The organism is Polaromonas sp. P4_F9 (assembly GCF_056401235.1).
This window is the reverse complement of the sequence record NZ_JBFUJT010000021.1, coordinates 73,814-95,049: the sequence shown is the minus strand read 5'-3', so window position 1 is coordinate 95,049 and position 21,236 is coordinate 73,814. Positions and strand designations below refer to the sequence as shown.

The 21,236-nt window shown below is 60.3% G+C and carries 17 protein-coding genes and 1 pseudogene; 13 read left to right on the top strand and 5 right to left on the bottom strand.

Annotated features, from left to right (window positions below):
• The coding region (locus tag AC1DUB_RS18555) for a hypothetical protein (protein ID WP_477730762.1) at positions 1 to 259 on the bottom strand (259 nt) is incomplete at its 3' end.
• Between AC1DUB_RS18555 and AC1DUB_RS18550 the strand changes: the two genes are divergently transcribed.
• Together AC1DUB_RS18550 and AC1DUB_RS18545 are read left to right on the top strand one after the other, a co-directional pair.
• Positions 243 to 845, top strand: coding sequence for a DUF4337 domain-containing protein (locus AC1DUB_RS18550; protein ID WP_477730761.1), 603 nt, complete (start codon positions 243 to 245; stop codon positions 843 to 845). The two genes, AC1DUB_RS18555 and AC1DUB_RS18550, sit on opposite strands and share 17 nt — an antisense overlap.
• Positions 846 to 900: 55 nt before the next feature.
• The gene (locus AC1DUB_RS18545) at positions 901 to 1,620 is read left to right on the top strand and encodes a pseudouridine synthase (RefSeq protein WP_477730765.1); all 720 of its coding nucleotides are present in this window, start codon (positions 901 to 903) and stop codon (positions 1,618 to 1,620) included.
• A gap of 28 nt (positions 1,621 to 1,648) precedes the next feature.
• Here AC1DUB_RS18545 and AC1DUB_RS18540 read toward each other — a convergent pair whose 3' ends face one another.
• On the bottom strand, positions 1,649 to 2,365 hold the full coding sequence (locus AC1DUB_RS18540) for a DUF2726 domain-containing protein (RefSeq protein ID WP_477730760.1): 717 nt from the start codon (positions 2,363 to 2,365) through the stop codon (positions 1,649 to 1,651).
• 735 nt (positions 2,366 to 3,100) lie between these two features.
• Between AC1DUB_RS18540 and AC1DUB_RS18535 the strand changes: the two are divergent.
• The 7 genes and pseudogenes from AC1DUB_RS18535 to ntrC all read left to right on the top strand — a co-directional run.
• Positions 3,101 to 3,202 (top strand): annotated as a pseudogene (locus AC1DUB_RS18535) (sterol desaturase family protein); the annotation flags it as partial.
• 122 nt (positions 3,203 to 3,324) lie between these two features.
• Positions 3,325 to 4,251 (top strand): EI24 domain-containing protein, encoded by a 927-nt coding sequence (locus AC1DUB_RS18530; RefSeq protein ID WP_477730759.1) that lies wholly within the window; start codon positions 3,325 to 3,327, stop codon positions 4,249 to 4,251.
• 34 nt (positions 4,252 to 4,285) lie between these two features.
• Entirely contained in the window at positions 4,286 to 5,110 is an 825-nt protein-coding gene (locus AC1DUB_RS18525) for a competence/damage-inducible protein A (RefSeq protein WP_477730758.1), read from the top strand.
• A gap of 221 nt (positions 5,111 to 5,331) precedes the next feature.
• Positions 5,332 to 6,747, top strand: a complete 1,416-nt coding sequence (glnA, locus tag AC1DUB_RS18520) for a type I glutamate--ammonia ligase (protein WP_477730757.1) — start codon at positions 5,332 to 5,334, stop codon at positions 6,745 to 6,747.
• Positions 6,748 to 6,938: 191 nt separating this feature from the next.
• Positions 6,939 to 7,451: a hypothetical protein gene (locus AC1DUB_RS18515; protein WP_477730756.1), complete on the top strand. Its 513-nt coding sequence runs from the start codon at positions 6,939 to 6,941 to the stop codon at positions 7,449 to 7,451.
• 27 nt (positions 7,452 to 7,478) lie between these two features.
• Positions 7,479 to 8,579: a nitrogen regulation protein NR(II) gene (gene glnL / locus AC1DUB_RS18510; RefSeq protein WP_477730755.1), complete on the top strand. Its 1,101-nt coding sequence runs from the start codon at positions 7,479 to 7,481 to the stop codon at positions 8,577 to 8,579.
• A 69-nt stretch (positions 8,580 to 8,648) separates the two neighbouring features.
• Positions 8,649 to 10,145: a nitrogen regulation protein NR(I) gene (ntrC, locus tag AC1DUB_RS18505; protein WP_477730754.1), complete on the top strand. Its 1,497-nt coding sequence runs from the start codon at positions 8,649 to 8,651 to the stop codon at positions 10,143 to 10,145.
• Between the two features lie 187 nt (positions 10,146 to 10,332).
• Here ntrC and AC1DUB_RS18500 read toward each other — a convergent pair whose 3' ends face one another.
• Positions 10,333 to 13,308 (bottom strand): ATP-binding protein, encoded by a 2,976-nt coding sequence (locus AC1DUB_RS18500; RefSeq protein ID WP_477730753.1) that lies wholly within the window; start codon positions 13,306 to 13,308, stop codon positions 10,333 to 10,335.
• A 101-nt stretch (positions 13,309 to 13,409) separates the two neighbouring features.
• Positions 13,410 to 15,095, bottom strand: coding sequence for a response regulator (locus AC1DUB_RS18495; protein ID WP_477730752.1), 1,686 nt, complete (start codon positions 15,093 to 15,095; stop codon positions 13,410 to 13,412).
• Positions 15,096 to 15,454: 359 nt separating this feature from the next.
• Between AC1DUB_RS18495 and AC1DUB_RS18490 the strand changes: the two genes are divergently transcribed.
• From AC1DUB_RS18490 to AC1DUB_RS18475, 4 genes are all read left to right on the top strand, one after another.
• Positions 15,455 to 16,048 (top strand): LexA family protein, encoded by a 594-nt coding sequence (locus AC1DUB_RS18490; RefSeq protein ID WP_477730751.1) that lies wholly within the window; start codon positions 15,455 to 15,457, stop codon positions 16,046 to 16,048.
• A gap of 317 nt (positions 16,049 to 16,365) precedes the next feature.
• Positions 16,366 to 17,298: a LysR family transcriptional regulator gene (locus AC1DUB_RS18485; RefSeq protein WP_477730750.1), complete on the top strand. Its 933-nt coding sequence runs from the start codon at positions 16,366 to 16,368 to the stop codon at positions 17,296 to 17,298.
• A 213-nt stretch (positions 17,299 to 17,511) separates the two neighbouring features.
• Positions 17,512 to 18,534: a Bug family tripartite tricarboxylate transporter substrate binding protein gene (locus AC1DUB_RS18480; protein ID WP_477730749.1), complete on the top strand. Its 1,023-nt coding sequence runs from the start codon at positions 17,512 to 17,514 to the stop codon at positions 18,532 to 18,534.
• Between the two features lie 11 nt (positions 18,535 to 18,545).
• Positions 18,546 to 20,150 carry a gamma-glutamyltransferase family protein gene (locus tag AC1DUB_RS18475; protein WP_477730748.1) on the top strand — a complete coding sequence of 535 codons (1,605 nt, stop codon included), beginning with the start codon at positions 18,546 to 18,548 and terminating at the stop codon, positions 20,148 to 20,150.
• A 274-nt stretch (positions 20,151 to 20,424) separates the two neighbouring features.
• Here the strand turns inward: AC1DUB_RS18475 and xth are convergent, their stop codons facing one another.
• Positions 20,425 to 21,201: an exodeoxyribonuclease III gene (gene xth / locus AC1DUB_RS18470; protein WP_477730747.1), complete on the bottom strand. Its 777-nt coding sequence runs from the start codon at positions 21,199 to 21,201 to the stop codon at positions 20,425 to 20,427.
• Between the last annotated feature and the right edge of the window lie 35 nt (positions 21,202 to 21,236).

Sequence of the window (21,236 nt, the reverse complement as noted above, 5' to 3'; positions counted from 1 at the left end):
CCACTGGCGGGGGTTTATTCAAACCATCTTCTTCGGCCGTTAATTGACGTTGAATTCGCGCGTCATTCGTACGTAGGCTGGGGCGCTTGCTGTGACTTGGGCAGACATAAAAATAAGCGGAAAATTCTGGGCTTACCGACTCAGCGCCTATCTGCTGCTGAACTTCGTTGACGACCCGGCATGGCTGGCGCTGATGTTTTGCTAGGTGTCGCCTTTTCTCATCAATCCCGGTATCAAATCGTATGGAAATAGATCCCAAGGACATCGTCACAGCGGCTGCTGAGACCACAACGGGCGCGAAGTCGTCACGCCTGAACCCGGCCGTGGCGATCGCCGTCGCCCTGCTGGCCACCTTCATGGGCATCTGCAAGGTCAAGGATGACAATATCGTGCAGGCCATGCAGCAGGCGCAGGCCGACAAGATCGATCATTGGGCCTTTTACCAGGCGAGAAACCTGCGCGAGGAGGTAGCCAAGGCGACGCTGATGCAGTTGCGTCTGCAGGCAGCCGATAAACCCGTGGAAAGACAAGCGGCCTATCAGGAAACCATCGCCCAGTACGAGAAACTGGCGAAGGAGCAGGCGACAAAGAAAGAGGAACTCAGGCTGCAGGCCTTGGCGGACCAGGCCAATTACGATGCATTGAATTTTCACGACGACCAGTTTGATCTGTCTGATGCGTTGATCGCGATTGCGATCTCCCTGCTGGCCATCACTTCACTCACGCAGCTGTGGTGGCTTTACGGCTTGAGCCTGGTACCGGCGGGCTTTGGCGTTTTGATGGGCCTTGCCGGGCTGACCGGCTGGACACTTCATCCGACCCTGCTGATCAAGCTGTTAAGTTAGTGCCGTGTTCGCTGGCTCGGGGTTTTCGCCCGGCGACAATAGCATCATGGCGACCATGCAATTACAGGACATTCTTTTCTCCCAGGGCTTTGGCACGCGGCGCGTTTGTGCGGGTCTGATTCAACAGGGTTTTGTGGCCGTAGCCGGTATCCCCTGTACGGAACCGGCCATGGAGTTTGTTGCGGAAAACCTTCGCTTCACGGTGCAGGGGGTGGCGTGGGAGTACCACGAAAAAGCCTACCTGATGCTGCACAAACCGGCCGGTTATGAGTGTTCCCAGAAGCCCAGTACTTACCCCAGTATTTACACCTTGCTGCCGTCACCGATTCGCCTGCGTGGCGGTGGCGCTGCGGCGGGTGTGCAGGCGGTGGGAAGGCTGGACCAGGACACGACTGGCTTGCTGCTGTTGTCGGACGATGGCAAGTTCATTCACCGCATGAGCTCCCCCAGACACCATGTACCCAAGGTCTATGAAGTGACGGCGAAGCATGCGGTGGACGACAAACAGGTTCAGAAACTGCTGGCAGGCGTGGTGCTTGATGACGACCCCAAGCCGGTCCGGRCCGCTGCCTGCGAAAAAACCGGCGAACTGCAGTTAAGCCTGACGCTGACCGAGGGCAAATACCACCAGGTCAAACGCATGATTGCGGCCGTGGGCAACCGGGTGGAAGGCCTGCACCGCTCGCAACTCGGGGGGCTGATGCTGCCTGAAGATCTCAAGCCCGGGCAGTGGCGCTGGCTCACCGTGCAGGATCTGGCCAGCATTTCGGCCTGACGCCTGCTTGCGCGGTTGCCCTTCAGCTTCAGGCTACCTGGCGCCCGTCAGTGTGCCTTAACTCACTCGGCATACTGTTGGACTGGATGAGAAATGAATCGTGCCAGTCTGTGGGCATGCTGCTGCTGGTGCTGTCCCGATAGTCATGGGGAGCGTGGCGCTGGCGCATATCGCGTTGCTGAACCAGCGTCTTTTGCAGGTTGGCGCGGGCGGCCGCCACCGCGGCTTGCTCGCGCTTCAGATCCCGGCTCTTCGCGGCCGCTTCCCCGAGGAAGTCATTGCGGAGATCATCCGGGTTTGGCAGCTTTGATGCGTTGATCACGACATAGGCAATACCGCATTGCGCCAGTAAATTGTGCTTCACATTTTTCGCCTTCTGGGACAGTCCGGAAGACTTGGGCACATCGACACACCCAACAATCTGGCCATCCAGGGAACACACGGAAAATGTACAGCTGGTGTTTTTGAGCAGGCTGTACCAGTACAGCCCATTTTCACTGGCGTTAGGCCGGACGAAGCGGGTGACCGGCACCTTGATCATGATGTGATGGTCATCAAAAGTCTCGGCCAGCCAGCGCCAGAGTTGCAATTCCTCGCTGTTCACCAACGGCCGCGCATGCAAGGGCCAATGCCTGGGGATGCGACGTTTTTCCTTCGCAATCCAGCGCAATCGCAGCCAGTACCAAAGGGTGAGCACGCCCATCAAGGGCAGCCCCGCCATCAGTAGTTCTGGATTTTTTGTCATTTACGGCTCCCGGTTTGTCACCAATGCTTACAAGTTACGCTCAACAGGAGTAATTGGGTAGGAAAATAATCACACAATTTTAAAAATGTTACTAAAGTTGTCCGATTCTGTGAATTTCGTGATTTAGGTAACGAAAAACGAGTACTTCCCGTCACATCTAGCAAAATAGCCGGCCGCTAACCTTGCCAAAGGTGTCTCTTTGGGGTAGCCCAAGCCTGCGGGTGTGGCTAAGATTGACTACCAGGCAACGGCGTTCCTGCGCACTTTTAGGGCTTGTGCCACACACATTTGTTGTGTGGCAGCCATTAAATGCCGTTTCATTCGTTTCATTGTGTATGTTAGCCGGACGCTCGATAACGTGCCAGACCATCTGGAACGTCTGGGCCTCCTCTGGTCGGCTCTGGTCGGTCTGCGGGCGTAGCAGGGACTGATCTCCGCTATTGCACTATTTTGCGCTATTGGTTTTGCGGTCAGGCCTTCCGCCAAAAGAACGCAATGACCCGCAGTGATCCCATGGCCATGGGCAGGGCGCTGGCTTTACAGGCAGTGCCCCCTGGGCTTTATCGGGAGGCATTGCTGGGCACCGGAAAACCGGTGATCGCTTCAATGGTTTTTTCGGCCTGGACAAGAACACGACGGGAACCAGGTGCGGAGAGCCGACCATAGGGTGCATTGCCAGCCGGTTGCCTTGATATCCGGCGAATTCATTGCCGCAGCCTGAGGGCTTCAAGGATCCCTACGGGCGTGCGTGACCAGGTCGAAAATAACCGTGACTATGGGCGCGGCTTCTGGTCGCAGCAGTGGATGGGCTTGAAGCGGCTGGCCGGCCGCGCATGAGATGTCCCTGCGCTTTTCACATCGTGTGATGCGCCGATCCACGAGGTGGCCGTTTCGCAGTGGGTGGCCCGGCGGAACATTCCTTCCAGAAGGCTGCCATGCATTGGCGTTATCCTAGCTCCATGAGCAAGCTTTTAGACTCCTTCTGGCGGGCCGCCATGTACTGCCTGCATCCCCGGGTCATCGCCCTGTCGGTCCTTCCCCTGGTGATCATGGCCGCCATCTCACTCGGCCTGGGCTACTTTTTCTGGGAAGGTGCGCTGGCCGCGGTGCGCAGCAACCTTGAAAGCTATGAGCTGGTGGACATGATGGTCCGCTGGCTGGAAGGGCTGGGGCTGAGCGACCTTCGTGTGGTGCTGGCGCCGGTACTGCTGCTGTTCCTGGCCATTCCCGTCATTGTGATTGCCTCGCTGCTGTTTGTGGCGATGTTCATGACGCCCGCCATGGTGGCCCTGGTGGCCGAACGACGGTTTCCGCAACTGGAGCGCAAGCGGGGCGGCTCCCTGCTGGCCAGCCTGTTCTGGTCGCTGGGCTCCACCCTGCTCGCTGTGATTGCACTGGTATTGTCGATTCCCTTGTGGCTGATTCCCCCGCTGATCCTGATCCTGCCGCCGCTGATCTGGGGCTGGCTCACCTACCGCGTCATGTCGTATGACGCGCTGGTGGACCACGCGAGCAGTGAGGAGCGGCGCCAGATTTTCCGGGAAAACCGTGCCGTACTGCTGGGCATCGGCGTGCTCAGCGGCTACCTCGGTGCCGCGCCCAGCCTGATCTGGGCCTCGGGCGCCATGTTCGTGGCGATGGCGCCTATCCTCGTGCCGGTGGCCATCTGGCTATACACCCTGGTTTTTGCTTTTTCGTCGCTTTGGTTTGCCCACTACACGCTCGCCGCCCTGGAGCAACTGCGCAAGAAAAACAACGCGCTGGCACCCGATCCGCTTGCGCAGGAGGCTATTAAATCTATCGCGAACGAATTGGCGCCGACTGCTTCCGAGGGGCCGGCGCCCAGCTTCGGCTCGCTGGGCGGCAATCCCCCTGTCCGGCCTTGATGGCTGTCCTGCCGCAACCTCACGACTGCCCTGTATGACTACAAATTTTGGACTCGTCATCGTTGGCGATGAAATTCTCTCGGGCAAGCGCGCCGACAAGCACCTGCCCAAAACCATCGAGCTGCTGGGTGCCCGCGGCATGCAACTTGGCTACGCCGACTACGTGGGCGACGACCCGGTCCGCATCACCGCCACCCTGGCGCGCGCCTTTGCGGCGGCGCGTACGTCTGGCGATGTGGTGTTTTCCTGCGGCGGCATCGGTGCCACACCGGACGACCACACCCGGCAATGTGCGGCCAAGGCCCTGGGTGTGGAACTGGCCCTCCACCCCGAAGCCAAAAGACTGATCATGGAGCGTATGCAGGACGTGGCGAAAGAGCAGGGGCTGCCCTATGAGCCCGACCGTGAGGACAACATCCACCGCCTGAATATGGGCGTGTTCCCGGTGGGCGCCCAGATCATTCCCAATCCCTACAACAAGATCCCCGGTTTTAGCTGCCAGGCCGGTGAGGGCGCGGTGCACTTTGTTCCGGGCTTCCCGGTCATGGCCTGGCCCATGATGGAGTGGGTGCTCGATCAGCGCTATCCCCATCTGCATCAGAAATCCGCCTACATCGAAAAGTCGGTGATTGTGTTTGGTTCCATGGAAGCCACGCTGACCCCCCTGATGCTCGCTATTGAGGCAGCGCACGTGGGGGTGAAAGTGTTCAGCCTGCCCAGCGTGGATCACCCCGATTACGGCCGCCACATCGAACTGGGCGTCAAGGGCGCGCCGCAGGCGGTGAGCCTGGCTTATCCCGCCTTGCTGGCGGGCTTGCAGAAATTCCAGGTCAAATTAGGCCCTGAGTTGGTGCGTTGAGGGTTTGCACCGATATAGTGCGCTGATGTGATGAACCATCTTGGTGCGGAGGCGGCATGCCTCTTTTTGAGATTCTGACTTCGCAACGACAGAATCCGCGCCAGATAACGGCACAATCAGGGGTTTGGCGAAAACCGATCAGCCATCCGCTGTGGCACAAAAAGTGCATTCACCATCCGAAGACAATTTTTTAACAACCATCCAAGCAACAGGAGATTTTGATGGCAAAGACCGTCGCAGACGTCATGAAAATGGTCAAGGAAAACGAAGTCAAGTTTGTTGACTTCCGTTTTACCGACACTCGGGGCAAAGAGCAGCACGTGACGGTGCCTGTCTCCCACTTTGACGAAGACAAGTTCACCTCGGGCCACGCGTTTGACGGTTCATCGATTGCCGGCTGGAAGGGCATTGAAGCCTCCGACATGCAGTTGATGCCTGATCCCAACACCGCGAACATTGACCCGTTCTTCGAAGAAACGACGCTGTTCATGAGCTGCGACGTGCTGGAGCCCAGCGACGGCAAGTCGTATGACCGCGACCCGCGCTCCATCGCCAAGCGCGCCGAAGCCTACCTCAAGGCTTCCGGCCTGGGCGACACGGCCTACTTCGGACCCGAGCCAGAGTTCTTCATCTTTGACGACGTGCGCTGGAACACCGACATGTCGGGTACCTTCTTCAAAATCGAAGAGTACGAAGCCCCCTGGAACTCTGGCGCCAAGCTCGAAGGCGGCAACCGTGGCCACCGTCCCACCGTCAAGGGCGGCTACTTTCCCGTGCCACCGGTCGACAGCACGCAGGACATGCGCGCCGAGATGTCCCTGATCCTCGAATCGCTGGGCATTCCGGTCGAAGTGTTCCACCACGAAGTGGCTGGCGCCGGCCAGAACGAGATCGGCACCCGTTTCAGCACGCTGGTGCAGCGCGCCGACTGGACCCAGATTCTGAAATACGTGGTGCAGAACGTGGCCAATGCCTACGGCAAAACCGCGACCTTCATGCCCAAGCCCATCGTGGGCGACAACGGCTCCGGCATGCACGTTCACCAGTCCATCTGGAAAGACGGCAAAAACCTGTTTGCCGGCGACGGCTATGCGGGCCTGTCCGATTTCGCCCTGTACTACATCGGCGGCATCATCAAGCACGCCCGTGCCCTGAATGCGATCACCAACCCCGGCACCAACAGCTACAAGCGCCTGGTTCCCGGCTACGAAGCACCGGTCAAGCTGGCCTATTCGGCCAAAAACCGCTCGGCTTCGATCCGCATTCCGTATGTGGCGAACCCCAAGGGCCGTCGCATTGAAGCGCGCTTTCCCGATCCGCTGGCCAACCCTTACCTTTGCTTCTCCGCACTGATGATGGCCGGCCTCGACGGCGTCGAGAACAAGATCCATCCGGGCGAAGCCGCTACCAAGGACCTCTACCATCTGCCGCCCGAGGAAGATGCAAAAGTGCCAACCGTCTGCCACAGCCTGGACCAGGCGCTGGACTGCCTCAACGCGGATCGCGGCTTCCTGACCAAAGGCGGCGTGTTCACCGACAGCATGCTGGACGCCTACATTGAGTTGAAGATGGGTGAAGTGACGCGTCTGCGCATGGCCACGCACCCCATCGAGTTCGAGATGTATTACTCCCTGTAATCAACTCCCTGCAATCAGGGCTGCAGGCTCCCGGCCACTTACTGTTGCTTACGGTTTGTGGCCAAAAAAGGACGGCAAATGCCGTCTTTTTTTATGGCTGGTGGGTAATGGGGGCGCTGACTTTGTGTTTTTACCGCTTTGCAGCATACTGATAGACCGTCCTTTGCCTCCGCGGGCATCTGGAGTTCCGAATGAAAACCACTTTATCGCTGTCCCTCTTGTCCATGCTGCTGGCCGGTGCGGGAAGTACCGCATGGGCCCAGCAGGTTTACCGTTGTGTTGCCGCCAATGGTGGCGTGCCCGAGTACATCAACAACACCAAGGATGCCCAGAACCGGAATTGCAAGCTGCTGTCGGGGGGCAATGTCACCGTGGTGCAGGGCAACCCGGTGCCCAGGGCGCCTGTGCGCGTCGCTGCGGCGGCAACTTCAGGCGGTCCGCGAACCGATGGCAGCCCGGAGCAGCGTGCGCGCGACAGTGACTCGCGCGCCATTCTGGAGTCCGAGCTGAAAAAGGCTGAGGCCCGATTGGCCGAGCAGCAAAAAGAGTACAACAACGGCGAGCCGGAAAAGCAGGGCATCGAAGGACGCAACTACCAGCGCTACCTGGACCGCGTGGCTGAACTCAAGGAAAGCATCGCCCGCAACCAGAGCGATATTGCCGGCATCAAGCGCGAGATTTCGCGTCTCCCGGCCGCAAATTAAGCGTTCACCCGCCACTTATGGGCCAAAATGGACGGCTTGAACAAGCCACATTTATCCCCTATTTCACTCCCCATCCCAGCGTCCCCGCGCTTTCAATCGTTTGATCTGCTGGCCACGCTCGTGGCCGTGGTGCGTACCAATGGTGTGGTGGTGTTCGCCAACGCAGCGCTCGAAGACGCGCTGGGCACCTCACGCCGCACCATTGAAGGCTCGCAGCTTCCCGACTGTTTTACCGAACCGCTGATTCTGCAAAATGCGCTGGAGGGGGCCGGCAGCAATGAGTTTGCAGCCCTGCGGTATGACGCATGGCTGAGGCGGCTGAACCACGAGCCGATGCCGGTCCATGTGGTGGTGGCGCAAACCGATACGCCGGGCGAAGCGATTGTGGAGTTGCTGCCGCTGGAGCAGCAGGCCAAGCAGGACCGCGAGGAACGCCTGATTGACCAGGCGCAGGCCAACAAGGAACTGATCCGCAACCTGGCCCATGAAATCAAGAATCCGCTCGGCGGCATTCGCGGCGCGGCGCAATTGCTGCAGATGGAAATCGACAAGGAGCTGACCGAGTACACACAGGTCATCATCCATGAGGCGGATCGCCTGCAAACATTGGTCGATCGCCTGCTTGCGCCGCATCGGCGACCGCATCTGGTGGGCGATGTGAATATTCACGAAGTGTGTGAACGTGTGCGCTCGCTGATCCTTGCCGAGTTTCCCAAGGGGCTGCGCGTGACGCGGGACTATGACATTTCGATCCCCGGCTTCCGCGGCGACCGCGAGCAGCTGATCCAGGCGGTACTCAATATCGCCCACAACGCGGCTCAGGCGCTCGCCGAGCGCATGGTGGCAGGCGATGCGCAGATCACTTTCAGGACCCGAATCGCCCGGCAGGTAACTTTCGGCAAGCAGCGCTATCGCTTGGCACTGGAATTGCATGTCATTGACAATGGACCGGGCGTGCCGGACTCCATCAAAGACCGTATCTTCTATCCGCTGGTATCAGGGCGCGAGGGCGGTTCGGGGCTGGGGCTGACATTGGCGCAAACCTTTGTTCAGCAACACCACGGTTTGATTGAGTGCGACAGTGTGCCGGGCCGGACAGATTTCAAGCTGCTGATACCGTTGCCTTGAGGTGTGTCTTCCTCCATGGTTTGATAAATAAACGCGATAACGCGAATGGCACGAAAGGGACTGCACAACATGAAACCGATTTGGATCGTTGATGATGACCAGTCCATCCGGTTTGTTCTGGAGAAGGCCCTGCTTCGTGAGGACCTTCCTACACGCAGTTTCACCAACCCCCGTGAAGTTCTCCTGGCGCTGGAAAACGCGACAGAGGAAGAGGGCCCGCAAGTCCTGGTGAGCGACATTCGCATGCCTGGCGGGTCGGGGCTGGATCTGCTGGAGAAGGTCAAGCAAAAATTGCCTGGCCTGCCCGTCATCATCATGACGGCGTTCTCCGATCTCGACAGCGCTGTTTCCGCCTTTCAGGGCGGCGCGTTCGAATACCTGCCCAAACCCTTTGACCTTCCAAAGGCGGTGGAACTCATACGCCGTGCTGTGGAAGAAAGCCAGCGCGAGGAGGTGGCCGAAGAGCGCATGGCGGCCGCGCCGGAAATGCTCGGCCAGGCGCCAGCGATGCAGGATGTGTTCCGTGCCATTGGCCGCTTGAGCCAGAGCATGGTGACGGTGATGATTACCGGTGAATCAGGGTCGGGCAAGGAATTGGTGGCGCGCGCGCTGCACAAGCACTCACCGCGCGCCAACGGCCCCTTTGTGGCCATCAACACGGCTGCCATTCCCAAAGACCTGCTCGAGAGCGAACTCTTCGGTCATGAGCGCGGCGCCTTCACCGGCGCGCAGACCATGCGGCGCGGCCGCTTTGAGCAGGCCGAGGGCGGTACGCTGTTCCTCGATGAAATCGGCGACATGCCTTTTGACTTGCAGACCCGCCTGCTCAGGGTGCTGAGCGACGGTCACTTTTACCGCGTTGGCGGACACAACGCCGTCAAGGCCAATGTGCGCGTGATTGCCGCCACGCATCAGGACCTGGAACAGCGCGTCAAGGAGGGGGGGTTTCGCGAAGATCTCTTCCACCGCCTGAACGTGATTCGGCTGCGTCTGCCCGCGCTGCGCGAACGGCGCGAAGATGTGTTCATGCTGACCCGCCATTTTCTGCAGCAAAGCGCCAAGCAGCTGGGTGTGGAACCCAAGCGTATCTCCGATGCGGCGCTGCAGCAGCTGAGCAACTTCGGTTTTCCCGGCAATGTGCGCCAGCTGGAAAACATCTGCCACTGGCTCACCGTGATGGCGCCTGCTCAGGTCATTGAAGCCAAGGACCTGCCACCTGAAGTGCTGGGCGTGCCGCACGAACCAGCGCCGGGGGCGGGCGATAAGGCGCCTCTGGCGTCCGTCCCTCCCACCGCGCATGGTTCCGAGCCTGCTGTTCCGGCGGCGCAGTTTTCCACGGTGCCTGCTGGCGAGCAGAATTGGGAAAGCGGGCTTGAAGCAGAAGCCCTGGCGCTGCTGGCGGCGGGTCGTAGCGATGTGTGGGATGTGCTGACACGCCGTTTTGAGTCCAGGCTGATCCAGACGGCCCTGCTCAATACGCGCGGGCGCCGGATTGAAGCCGCCCAGAAGCTGGGTATTGGCCGCAATACCATCACACGCAAAATCCAGGAGCTGCACCTGGAGTAAGAACGGCTGCACTCCATGAGTTTCCATGGGGTGCGGTCCCAGGTTCCAGTGCGTTCCAGTTTCTGGTTTCCGTCGTCAGTTTCCATCGCAATCGGGTTGGCTGGGCTGCTTGGTCGATGGCTGCGGGAACGGCACGTCCGATGAGGGCCGCCGTGCTGCACGGACCAACCGGTACGCTGGCCGGCACTCAAGAGGTGGCTGGTCCCTGAACCTCGGCCAGGTAGCGGTTTAGCTCCGTCAATTCCTGCTCGAATTCGATCATGCTGACCACGATGGTCTTCCAGTCGCCGTCGCGGCTGGCCCGCTCGATACGTTCACAGACGTTGGCCAGCGCGAGGGCGCCGACCATGGCGCAACCGCCTTTGATGAGATGGGCCAGCCGTTTGACCTGGGCGGAGTCGCCGTCGTCCACTGCCTGTCTCAAGAGCGCGGCGTCTCCCTCATTGGCCCGTTGAAACTCGATGAAAATGTCGCGCTCGACGGCCGCATCGCCCGCAGACACTCTGGCCAGCGCCACATGGTCAATGGGCGTCCTCGCCCGCCGTGCTGCAGGAAAATAGACGGGCGGTGTGACGGGGGCCGCGGGAATGGGCAGCCAGCGCTCCAGTTTGGCCAGCAGTTTTTTTAGCTCCACCGGCTTGGCAAGGTAGTCGTCCATACCCGCGGCGAGGCAAATTTCCGCCTCGCCGCCCATCGCGTTGGCTGTGCAGGCAATGAGGGGGTAGTGGCGGGAGTCTGTGGCTGCTTCGCGCTCGCGTATGGCCTTGACCAGTTCGTAGCCGTCCATTTCGGGCATGTTGCAGTCTGTCAGGAGCAGCGAAAATCGGCCCGACTTCCACAGGCTCAGGGCTTCGACACCGTCTCTGGCGCTCTCCGCTGCATAGCCGAGCAGGTTCACCTGGCGCATCAACAGCGAGCGGTTGGTGGGATGGTCATCGGCCAGCAGAATGAGTGTGCCCTCTGCCTCGGCCTGTGCCACGTCAGGCGCCGTCCTGCGCGTCTCCAGACTTGCGGAAAACGAGTCCGGGACATCCGGGTTGTCTTTCGGAAGCAACGCGGGGTCCGCGATGGGCAGCGACAGGTCAAGGGTCATGGTGGTCCCTGCGCCCGGCGCGCTCACCATGGTGATGGAGCCGCCCATCAGGGCTGCCAGTCGCCGGCAAATAACGAGGCCGAGGCCGGTGCCCCCAAAACGGTGAGTTGTGCTCGATTCGGCTTGGGCGAAGGGCTGAAACAGCAGCCGTTGATGCTCTTCGGAAATGCCGATCCCGGTGTCTTTCACGCTGAACCTCACCCGGTCTTCACCGTCTTTACGCTCAATCAGGTCCGCCGTGATCTCGACCCGGCCATGAGATGTGAATTTGATCGCGTTGCTGACAAAGTTGCCGAGTATCTGCCGCAGCCGTAGCGGGTCCACCGTCAGGGCAGGGCTGAGCGCCGTATCGACGCGATGGGTGATCAGCAAGCGTTTGCTGCTGGCATTGCCAGAGTAAACGTGGTGGACATCTTCGACCAGGTCCTTCAGGGATACGATTTCGGGATGAATGTCCAGCTTTTGCGCTTCGATTTTCGAGAAATCCAGGATGTCGTCGATGATCCGCATCAATGACCGGCCGGATTCCCGTATGGCCTTGAGGGTGGTGTATTGGGTTCCGTTGAGCGGGGTGAGGCTGAGCAGCTCCACCATGCCCAGCACACCGTTCATCGGTGTCCTGATTTCATGGCTCATGGTGGCCAGGAAGGCGCTCTTGGCGCGGTTGGCTGCGTCGGCCTCCTGGTGGGCAAGTTCTGCCGCATTCTTGGCGCTGACGATTGCCCGGTCGGCCAGTTGCCGCGCCAGGTTTTCGCGACGAATTTCGCGGTACAAGGCAATAAAAATACAGGCCGCGACCACCATGGTCAAGCACATGGAGGCCAGCATATAGCGCTGAAAGCGTGTCGAAGCCGCTTCGCGTTTGACCAGCAAAGCCTCTTCCTCGGCATCCATGTTCTGGATCACCGAGAGAATGGATCGCATCGCGTTCAGGCTCCGCCCCGAGTCAATCAGGGTTTTGGCTGCACCAAACCCCTGGGTCTGGTACAGCTCGATCCCCTGGTCCAGCAAGTCGTGTATGTGGTCGATCAGCGGCTGAAGGGGCGCCAGATTTTCTACCTGGCGGGCGTTGTCACTGATGAGCAAACCGATTGATCCGGTTTGGGCGGCTATGTTTGAGAGCAGATGCCGGTATTCATCGAGTTGCTCGGTCTGGCCGGTAATCAGGTAGTTGCGCTGTGCGAAGCCCGCTTCAGAGATATCACCGTAAAGACGGCCCAGGGCGGCGCGCACCTGCTGCGTGTGGGCTACCTGCTGTGCCGAGCTTGCAAAAACCGTGGTGGCCTTGTAGGTAAGCCCTCCCCCGATCGCCAGCAACAAAAATGCGCCAGCAAAGCCGGTGAGGATTTTCCCCTCCATCGATGTGATCGTGAAGGAAGAAGCCGTTTGTTGCGCCATGCGCTTGCGGATTGCCAGCAGCGTGCCGGCACTGAGAAAAATGAGGGCCACCGCCGTATTCACCGCTACCGGCGGCAGCACAACATCCGTTGTGAGTTCGCTGGCGTTCCAGGCGTAGCCGATCGCGGAAAGCGTGCCAATGATCAACGTTACCGCCGTTGCCAAAAATGCCGGCATGTGCAGGCCGGATCGCGGCAGGATCAGCAAGGCCAATCCGATGCAGGCGAAAGCCGCGGCGCTGTAAGGCGACATGCGGCCGCGAATCGCGTTGTACGCGCCTTGGCGGTCGAGGAACAGCAACTCGTCAATGCCCAGGCGCCAGCCGAACAGATACTGCCCCAAGGTGGCCAGGCCCAACATGCCGACAAGAAGCGCCAGTGCCTGCGCCCCCTGCTGAAAAAATGCCGCTCGCTGGAGGTCCAGCAACCACAGGGCCGCGCCCGCCGCGATCAGGCCCAGCGCCGTATTGGCTTTCATGTCCACCGCACCCGGCAGCACGCTCTTGAGGAGGGACACTTCCCATACCCAACCCGCCAGAACCGACAGGCCGGTGAGGAGGGTTGCGCTGGCGGCCAGCCTGATGATCAGCGTGCTCAGCTGTACGGCAGCACCCGGTCTGCCGGTGTCATCCCCGTGGCCACCCTGGCTGGGTTCATGCAAGGTGCTGGACATGGACTGAGCTTTGACGTGATTCGGGCAGTGAAAAATCCTTCCGTGACCGATGAGCCGCAAGACCGCTCAGGCCGTGAGGGCGGAGGTGAGGGCGAATGACGTTAAACAGGCAGCGCAAAATGAAACACCGCGCCCTGACCTACCTTGCCCTCGGCCCACACGCGACCGCCATGTCGGGTCACCACGCGGTGGACGATGGGCAAGCCCACCCCGGTCCCTTCAAACTCGTCATCACTGTGCAGCCGCTGAAAAATCTCGAACAGCTTGTCATACTGGTCCATGCTGAAGCCAGCGCCGTTGTCGCGCACCGAATACACCGCTTCTGCACCGTCAAGGCGGCCACTGACTTCAATCAGGGGGCTGGGGACACGGCTGCTGTATTTCACGGCATTGGACAGCAGATTCACCCAGACCTGGCGCAGCAGCGCAGCGTCTGCCGGAGCCGGCGGCAGCGAATCCAGCACGATGCGTGGCTTATTGCCTTCCGGATGGCGTTGCAGGATCTCGTCGATGACCTGTTGGGCCAGTCCCTGCATGTTCACGCTGGCTTTGGTGATCTCGCTCCGGCCCAGCTTGGAAAAAGCCAGAAGGTCGTCGATCAGTTTGGCCATGCTTTTGATGTTGTCCCGGATGACCGACACATAGCGCCGACCCTTTTCGTCCAGTCGACTGGCGTAATTCTTTTCCAGCAGGCCGGCATAGCCGCCAATGACACTCAGCGGTGAGCGAAGGTCATGGGTCGCCGCGGACGTGAAGCTTTCCAGGCTTTTGTGGCTGGCTTCCAGTTCTTCAGCCCGTGCCTTCAGAGCCGCATTGAGGTCGAGGATCTCCGTTTCCATTTCTTTTTGCTGGGTGACATCCTCGGAAATTCCCAGAAGGTGAGTCGCCACGCCGTGCTCGTCCAGCACCGCCACCTTCTTGGTGCGAAGCAGGCGGACTCCCTGGTTGGCCGTCTGCAGGGGCTCTTCAGCGACTTCCATGATTCCGCCGCTGGTCAGGACTTCGCGGTCCTTGGCCACAAAATGATCGCTTTCGTCCTGGGGGAAGAAGTCATGGTCACTTTTTCCGAGCAACTGGTCGCGCGAATAACCGAGCAAGTCCTCGCCTGCCCGATTGAGCCTTACAAACTTCAATTCGGCCGCATCCTTGATAAAGATCATGTTCGGAATGTTCTCGATGATCGAGTCAAGAAAACGGTTCGCCGCCAGCAGCTCAGCAGTGCGTTCGGCCAGCTGTTCACGGCTTTCGTGAAGTTCCCTGTTGCGCTGTGCGGTGGCGTCGTAAGTCGACATCAGCAGATTGAGGATTTGCGCACGGCTGGCCGTAATCTGGTGCGTCTGGCCATGGAAGAAGATGTCCACCCCCGGGCCCTTTTCTGCCTCGGTGCGAAGGCGCTGGTTGCTGAGCGCATGCTGTACGCGTGCCAGCATATGGGTTTTGTCGTAGGGTTTGATGACAAAGCTGTCGGCGCCACTTTTGAGTCCGAGCAACACGTCATCGGGGTCCGACAGGTTGGTCACCAGTATCACCGGAATATGACAAAGGTCGGGGTTGGCCTTGATCTGCCGGCACAGCTCATAGCCGCTCATCTCGGGCATGTTGACGTCGCTGACAACCAGTGCGGGTCGTATCTGGGTCGCCAATTCCAGTGCGAGCCGGCCGTTGTTCGCGACGCTGGTCTTGTGCCCCTCTTGTTCGAGGATGCGGCGCAACATGTAGGCCTGCACGCCGCTGTCTTCTGCGATCAGGATATGCGCGGGTGAAGTGGCAGGTTCAGCAGAGTTCATGGTGCCACTTTCTGGGTTACTGGTAACCCGTGTATGCGAGTGGCAATTCGCCCTGAATGATGCTTGCTGTCGTGCTGTGGAAGGCGGGCGCGGCCGTGGTACTGACGTGCCGGCAGTTTTGCGAATGAGGCTGGAGGTGTCGCGTCTGGTTAATTGTTTCCATCAATTAAGCCTGCTTCCCTTGGCACAGCTCCAAAGACCATGGGGTCATCGATGGGGCTTGTGCGTGTCAGTTATTTTTGGGCTAGTTTAACTAGCATTCTTTTATCGTACAAGCAAACAGGGGCACTGCATTTCGGGGAAAGTTTAACTATCCATGAATATTTTTCTATCTTGTCGTGGGAATACCCTCATATTCCATGAGCATCCACACATTAATCCGCGAAAAACGCCGGCTGTTAGGGCTGAGCGAGCAACAATTCGCTGATGCGGTGGGCGTCAGCCGCGGTGCCGTACAACAATGGGAAAAACCAGACGGGACAGCGCCCAAGCGCGCCAATCAGCCGAGAGTAGCCGAACTCGTGTCAGGCGACTCCCGCATGAGCCTGGGCCTCGATGTGCGGGCTGAAATACCTCTGATCTCCGAAGTGGAGGCTGGCAACTACACGGTCATCGACAATTTCAAGCCCAGGGGCGGCTTTGAGCTGGTACCTGTCACCGTGCCGGTCAAACGCCACACTTTTGCCCTGCGTGTGCATGGTGACAGCATGGTAGGCAGCACCAGCGACTCTTTTCCCGAAGGTTCCATCCTGGTGGTGGAGCCCGAATTGACGGCCGAGCCCGGCGACTACGTGATAGTGCTGAACAGCAAAAACCAGACCACGTTCAAGCAACTGGTCAAGGACGGCGCTGATTATTACCTCAAGCCCCTGAATACCCGTTACCCCGTCAAACCTCTGGGTAGCGCCGAAATCATCGGCGTGGTGCGCGAGTTCACCAAACGTTTTCGTTAGAGCGCCAGTAGTCAGCGGTTAGTGCTTAGTGAGGCGGTGGGCCTGAAGCCTTTGGATGGCCTGTATGACGGCGCATTGGTTCAGGACAGTTCAAGCTCGGCCAGCACCGGCGCGTGGTCGCCAGGGCGCTCGGTTTTACGCGGCTGCTCAAATAGGCGCAAAGGCATCCGGCAGCCCCAAGTCGAGCGGCGCAGTGAACGTGCTGGCGTTCTTCCAGGGTGCGGTGGTGATTCCTCGTCCTTGCGTTTTCGCAAAAATTACAGCGCTCGCATTCGCGTCATATAGTTGCCGAATCAAAAAACCATCAAAGGACCATCATGAGTCTTTCCGCGGCCGACATGCGGGCGCGCTGCCTGCAGGAAACGGCGCTGCGTTATTTCTTCGAAGTGGCGCGCTGCGGCTCACTGACTGAGGCCTCGGAACGGCTTCACGTGGCGACTTCGGCGATCAGCCGCCAGATTGCCGGGCTGGAACAGGCGCTGGGTACGGCGCTCTTTGAGCGGCATCCGCGTGGCATGGTGCTGAACGCGGCCGGCGAGATACTGGCAACGCACGCGCGCCGGGCGAGCCTGGATGCGGAAAGAGCGATCCATGAGATCCTTGCCTTGCAAGGCCTGCGCTCGGGCAAGGTGCGAATCGCCGCATCAGAGGCTTTCGCCAACGAATTCCTGCCGCCGCTGATCATCGCATTCAGAGCCGGGAACGAGGGCATCGTTTTCGAGTTGAATGTCGAGCCACCGGTCCAGGTTTCGGTGCGCGTTCGCGACGGCGATGCAGACATCGGATTGAGATTCAGCCGTGCCCCGGACAAGGAGATCAAGGTCGAGTACCGCCAGCCGGCGCCCGTTCTGGCGCTGATGCGCCACGATCATCCCCTGGCCCAGTCCCGGTCGGTCACGCTGGCGCAGATGTGCGCCTATCCGATGGTGCTGCCTGCGCCGGACACGACGGTGCGCCAGATGATCGATATGGAGTGCAGCCGCCAGCAATTGCTGATGGAGTCCGTGCTGACCAGCAACAGCATGACGACGCAGCACAACTTTGTCGTGCATGGCGGCGGCATCACCGTCTGCGGGGAGGTGTCGGTGCGGCACCTGGTTGCTGCCGGCACACTGGTGGTGATTCCGATCCGCGATCACGGCATGGGTTTGCGCTATATCGAGGTGCAAACGCTGGCCGGCCGCAGCTTGCCGCAAGCGGTGCAGTCCTTTCTCGACTATCTCAAGCAACGCCTGTCCGACCAGCCATAGACGGGTTGCGGTTTCGGGCTTTGATGCCACGCCGCTAGCCGTTTGATTTCGTCCGATGAGCGATAAGTCCTCGCAGTTTGCGTGCCTGGGTTTGCCGTTTCGGCAATCAAACATTGCAAATTCTCTTATTGTGGTAATGCTGAAGTCTTCCTAAGATGCCGTCGGAGCTGACTTTCCTGGCATCGCTCGCCCACAACTCAAGGAAAATTTCACATGCGTTATCTGTCTAGCTGCCTCCGCATGCTCGGAGTCGCCTCGCTCATTGCCGCAGCCGCCCAAGCCCAAGCCCAAGCCCAAGCCCAAGCCCAAGCCCAAGCCCAAGCCCAAGCCCAAGCCTGGCCCGAGCGGCCGGTGCGACTGGTGGTGCCGTTTCCCGCCGGCGGCGCAACCGACCTGGTTGCCAGGGTTATTGCTCAGCGCGTGTCAAGAGACATCGGGCAGCAGGTCATCGTTGACAACAAGGCCGGTGCGGGCGGCACGATAGGCTCGGCCGAGGCCGCAAAGGCGACGGCCGATGCCTATACCCTGCTATTGACGACGAGCAGCACGCATGCCATCTCGCCGCACCTCATGCCCAGGCTGCCCTACGATCCCATCAAGGATTTCACGCCGATTGCGCACCTGGCCGACGCCGCTAGCGTGCTGCTGGTGACACTGTCGCTGCCTGTGAAAACGGTGCCCGAGTTGATCGCTTACGCCAAAAAGCATCCCGGCCAACTCAATTACGCCAGCAGCGGTAATGGCACCATCGTGCATTTGACGACCGAAGCCTTCAAGGCCCAGGCTGGCATTTTTATCACCCACGTGCCTTACAAGGGCACGGCATTGGCCATTCCTGATGTCATTGCCGGCTCGGTGCCGGTGCTGATCGACTCCATCCCGTCTGGCATGCCGCATGTCAAGAGTGGTCGCCTGCGTGCTTTGGCCGTTACCGGAGACAAGCGCTCCGCACTGGCGCCCGAGCTGCCGACCGTGGCCGAGGCGGGTCTTCCTGGTTTTTCATCCGTGACCTGGTTTGGGTTGTATGCACCACGCGGCATGAAAGCTGATCTGGTGGGGCGTGTGCATGAGGCCTTCGCGAAAGCGGCCCACGCGCCCGAGGTGGTGGAAAGCCTGGCCAAACTCGGCGTTGAACCCGCCCCACTGGGCACGCCCGCACAGTTCGCCGAGATGGTGTCGGCCGACAGCCAGCGCTGGGCGCGCATCATTCGCGAACGCAAGATCACCCTCGAATGAAATACGCACCCATGCCCATTCCATCCGCCATGGACTTCGCGAATCCCTATGCCTCGGCCCGTTCTGCCGTGCTGGGGCGCAACGTTGTCAGTACCTCGCAGCCACTCGCTGCACAGGCTGGCCTGCGCATGCTTCTTGCCGGAGGCAATGCCGTTGACGCCGCCATCGCCACGGCGATGGCGTTGACGGTTGTCGAGCCGACCGGTTGCGGCCTCGGCAGCGATGGCTTCGCGATTGTCTGGGACGGCAAGGAGTTGCACGGCCTGAACGCCTCCGGCCGTTCGCCCGCGGCCTGGTCAGCCGACCGTTTCGCTGGCCACGGCGCAATGCCCGACAAAGGCTGGGAGGCCGTTACGGTGCCTGGTGCCGTTTCGGCCTGGAGCGCACTGTCGCGCCGTTTCGGTCGCCTGCCGTTCACCGACTTGGCCGCGCCTGCCATTGATTACGCACGCAACGGCTTTGCGGTATCGCCAGTCATCGCGCATTTATGGGCGCTGGGCGGTGTGCGGCTGGGCGAGCAGCCTGGCTTTGCCGAATGCTTTCTCCCCGATGGCCGCGCCCCGCGCGCGGGTGAATTGTTCCGCAGCGAGGCCCATGCGAGCACGCTGGAGGCTATTGCCGAAAGCCATGGCGAGGCGTTTTACCGCGGCGCGGTGGCCAAGCGCATCGCGGCCCATGCCAAGGCCCATGGCGCGGCGCTGACGGAGGATGATCTGGCCAACCACAGCGCCGACTGGTGCGGCACGCTGGCGCAGCCCTTCGCTGGTTCCATGGTGCACGAACTGCCGCCGAATGGGCAGGGCATTGCAGCCTTGATGGCGCTGGGCATGATGGAGGCATTGGGGATTGGCAACCAGCCGCCCGACCATGTTGATACGATGCACCTGTCGATTGAGGCAATGAAACTCGCGCTGGCAGACCTGCATCAATACAACGCCGACATTGACGCCATGCAGATCCCGCCCAGCGCGCTGCTGGCCCCAGCCTACCTGGCCGAGCGAGCCAGGCTGATTGACCGCCACCGGGCTGCCGACCCCGGCCATGGTGCGCCCAAGCCGGGCGGCACCGTCTACGTGGCAACGGCGGATGCCTCCGGCATGATGGTCTCCTTCATCCAGTCCAACTACATGGGATTTGGCTCGGGCGTTGTTGTGCCAGGCACCGGCGTCAGCCTGCAGAACCGGGGCCATGGCTTTTCCCTGCAGCAGGGACATGCCAATCAGGTAGGGCCTGCCAAGCGCCCTTCGCACACCATCATTCCGGCGTTCGCCATGCATGCCGATGGCACGCCGCAAATGGCCTTCGGTGTGATGGGGGGGCCGATGCAGTCACAAGGCCATGTGCAAATGGCCTTGCGCGTGCTCCACTACGGGCAGAATCCGCAAGCCGCGGCCGATGCGCCACGCTGGCGAGTGACGGGCGGACGCAAGGTGGCCGTTGAACCGAACTTTGACGCTGACGTGGTTCGCGAGCTTGCTGCGCGCGGGCATGAGGTCACTGTAGAGCGCGGTGATGGTGTTTTTGCCTTTGGCGGCGCGCAGCTGGTGTACAAGCGCGGCGACAGCTACGTCGCCGGCTCCGACCCGCGCAAGGACGGCCAGGCCGTGGCATTCTGATTTACCGGTTGCTCCCGCTGGGCTGCGTTGGCGACTGCCTGGCTGGCTGCCGGGCATAGGCGGCGGTATGTTGTTTGTGTTGGCGGCCTATATGGCGAGCAAGGGTTTTACGGCCTGCCTGCATTGGCGCGGCGTCATAAAAACGAGGCAGCCAGCGGGCCAACTGGCGGAGTCGGACGCGCGCCGACCCGGTGCGGGGGACAGGGCCTGGGTTTTAAATGAATAATGGCCATATCCATTGTGAGATGGCTCATTATTGATATTATTTTTATGGCTAATCGAGTTCCGCCACGACCGGCGCGTGGTCGCTCGGGCGCTCGTTTTTGCGTGGCAGCTTGTCGATCAAGCAGCTTTTTACGGCTAGCTTGAGTGCATCGCTCACCAGAATGTAATCAATGCGCAGGCCGCGATTCCTGCGAAACGCGAACTCCCGGTAGTCCCACCACGAGTAGGTTTTTTCCGGCTGTTCGAACAGGCGGAACGCATCGTGCAGGCCGAGCCCGAACAGTCCCTGCAGGTGTTGCCGTTCGTCGGTGGTGTGATGAATCGTTTCGTGCAGGCCTTGCGCGTCATACGTGTCGCGGTCGTCTGCGGTGATGTTGAAGTCACCCAACAGCACCAGCTTCGGGTGCAGGACGAGTTCTTCGCGCAGCCACGTGCGCAGGCCGTCCAGCCAGCGCATCTTGTATTCAAACTTCTCGGTGCCCGGTGCCTGGCCGTTGACAAAATAGCCGTTGACAACGCGCACCTCGCCGCTCGGTGTGTCCAGCGTCGCCGCGATCACGCGTGACTGCTCATCCGTGAAGCCGGCTATGTTCTTCACGATGTTATGTGCCGGCGTGCGACTCAAAATAGCCACGCCGTTGTAGGTCTTCTGGCCGAACACCGCACTCTGGTAGCCCACATCGGCCAGTGCCTGCAGCGGAAACTTGTCGTCGGAAAGTTTGAGTTCCTGCAGGCACAGCACATCCACCGGATTCGCCGCCAGCCAGTCAAGGACCTGCGGCAGCCGCACGGCCAGCGAGTTGACGTTCCAGGTGGCGATTTTCATGGTTTTGGTGCTCCGGGGCAAGCAAGATAAGGAGG

Coding starts and splice junctions, on each gene's coding strand:
- AC1DUB_RS18530 (WP_477730759.1), top strand. CDS start 3,325: ATGAGCAAGCTTTTAGACTCCTTCTGGCGGGCCGCCATGTACTGCCTG.
- AC1DUB_RS18550 (WP_477730761.1), top strand. CDS start 243: ATGGAAATAGATCCCAAGGACATCGTCACAGCGGCTGCTGAGACCACA.
- AC1DUB_RS18475 (WP_477730748.1), top strand. CDS start 18,546: ATGCCCATTCCATCCGCCATGGACTTCGCGAATCCCTATGCCTCGGCC.
- AC1DUB_RS18495 (WP_477730752.1), bottom strand. CDS start 15,095: ATGAACTCTGCTGAACCTGCCACTTCACCCGCGCATATCCTGATCGCA.
- AC1DUB_RS18515 (WP_477730756.1), top strand. CDS start 6,939: ATGAAAACCACTTTATCGCTGTCCCTCTTGTCCATGCTGCTGGCCGGT.
- xth (WP_477730747.1), bottom strand. CDS start 21,201: ATGAAAATCGCCACCTGGAACGTCAACTCGCTGGCCGTGCGGCTGCCG.
- ntrC (WP_477730754.1), top strand. CDS start 8,649: ATGAAACCGATTTGGATCGTTGATGATGACCAGTCCATCCGGTTTGTT.
- AC1DUB_RS18500 (WP_477730753.1), bottom strand. CDS start 13,308: ATGTCCAGCACCTTGCATGAACCCAGCCAGGGTGGCCACGGGGATGAC.
- AC1DUB_RS18525 (WP_477730758.1), top strand. CDS start 4,286: ATGACTACAAATTTTGGACTCGTCATCGTTGGCGATGAAATTCTCTCG.
- AC1DUB_RS18490 (WP_477730751.1), top strand. CDS start 15,455: ATGAGCATCCACACATTAATCCGCGAAAAACGCCGGCTGTTAGGGCTG.
- AC1DUB_RS18540 (WP_477730760.1), bottom strand. CDS start 2,365: ATGACAAAAAATCCAGAACTACTGATGGCGGGGCTGCCCTTGATGGGC.
- glnL (WP_477730755.1), top strand. CDS start 7,479: ATGGACGGCTTGAACAAGCCACATTTATCCCCTATTTCACTCCCCATC.
- AC1DUB_RS18485 (WP_477730750.1), top strand. CDS start 16,366: ATGAGTCTTTCCGCGGCCGACATGCGGGCGCGCTGCCTGCAGGAAACG.
- glnA (WP_477730757.1), top strand. CDS start 5,332: ATGGCAAAGACCGTCGCAGACGTCATGAAAATGGTCAAGGAAAACGAA.
- AC1DUB_RS18480 (WP_477730749.1), top strand. CDS start 17,512: ATGCGTTATCTGTCTAGCTGCCTCCGCATGCTCGGAGTCGCCTCGCTC.